Source organism: Kitasatospora sp. NPDC057904 (assembly GCF_042887925.1).
Lineage (GTDB): Bacteria > Actinomycetota > Actinomycetes > Streptomycetales > Streptomycetaceae > Kitasatospora.
Genome location: NZ_JBHVOL010000069.1, coordinates 1 through 1,498 on the forward strand (window position 1 = coordinate 1; position 1,498 = coordinate 1,498).

A 1,498-nucleotide genomic window follows, 5' to 3' on the forward strand; every position below is an offset into this window, starting at 1 on the left:
ACCGCACTCGCCACCACCCACACCCACGGCCACACCCCCACCCCACCCACCACCACCCACACCCACCCCAACCTCCCCACCTACCCCTTCCAACGACGCCGCTACTGGTTGGAGGATCCGGCGAGGACAGCTGCGGCGGTGCTCGACGCACCGGTCGAACTCGCGGGTGAGGGCGGCCTGCTGTTCACCGGCCGGCTGTCGCTCGACACCCACCCCTGGCTCGCCGACCACGGCATCGACGGTGTGCCCCTGGTGCCGGGCAGCCTCTTCGTCGACCTGGCCCTGCGGGCCGGGGAGCACGCGCAGAGCCCGGTCGTGGACGAGCTCACGCTGGAGGCCCCGCTCACCCTGCCCACCACCGGCGCCGCGTCGCTCCAGCTCACCGTAGGGGTCCCTGCGGACGACGGCCGACGCCCGTTCGCGGTGCACGCCAGGTTCGGCGAGGACGCCGACTGGACCCGGCACGCCTCGGGCCTCCTCTCCGCGGAAAGCGGCCACACGCCCGTACCGGACACGACCTGGCCGCCCGCCGGGGCCGTCCGGACCGACGTGGACGAGGTGTACGACCGGCTCGCCGGGCTCGGCTACGGCTACGGCCCCGCGTTCCGCAACCTGCGCGCCGCCTGGCAGCTCGGCGACACCCTGTATGCCGAGGTCGGCGTCCCCGGGGAACCGGGCGGCGGAACGGACGAGTTCGCCCTGCACCCGGCGCTGCTGGACGCCGCGCTGCACCTCCTGCCGGTGCGCGAGGGCCTGGACGGCGTCCGGCTCCCGTTCTCCTGGAGCGGGGTCCGGCTGCACGCCACCGGCGCGACCGCGCTGCGCGTCCGGCTGGAGCCGCTGGCCGGCGAGACGGTGTCGCTGGTGCTGACCGATCCCGCGGGCGGGCTCGTCGCCGCCGTCGACGCCCTCGACCTGCGCCCGCTGCCGGCCGGTGCGCTCACCGCCGCGCCGCAGACCGGAACGGACCCGCTCTACGAGGTGGGCTGGACGGAGCTACGACCGTCCGGTGGGGGTTCGGGTCATGCCGACACCCCGGAACCGGTGATCGTCCACCTCGACACCGACACCACCCCCGAGGACACCGCACTCCACGCCCTCACCCTCGTCCAGAACTGGCTCACCCAGGACCACCCCACCGGCACCCGCCTCGCCCTCATCACCCACGGCGCACTCGCCACCCACCCCAACGAACCCGTCCCCGCACTCACCCAATCCACCGCCTGGGGCCTCATCCGCACCGCCCAATCCGAACACCCCGGACACTTCACCCTCATCGACACCGACAACACCCCCGCCTCACACCACGCACTCCCCACCGCCCTCACCACCAACGAACCCCAACTCGCCCTCCGCCAAGGCCACATCCTCACCCCCCGCCTCACCAAAACCACCCCCACCACCAACCCCACCACCCTCAACCCCAACGGCACCGTCCTCATCACCGGAGCCACCGGCGCCCTCGGCAAACTCATCGCCGAACACCTCATCACCCACC

1 protein-coding gene is annotated in these 1,498 nt (G+C 73.2%); it reads left to right on the forward strand.

Going from position 1 to position 1,498, the window contains the following annotated elements; genetic code table 11:
- Positions 1 to 1,498, forward strand: a 1,498-nt coding sequence (locus tag ACFVSN_RS45115; RefSeq protein ID WP_387959319.1) for a polyketide synthase dehydratase domain-containing protein, incomplete at both ends; no start/stop codon positions are given.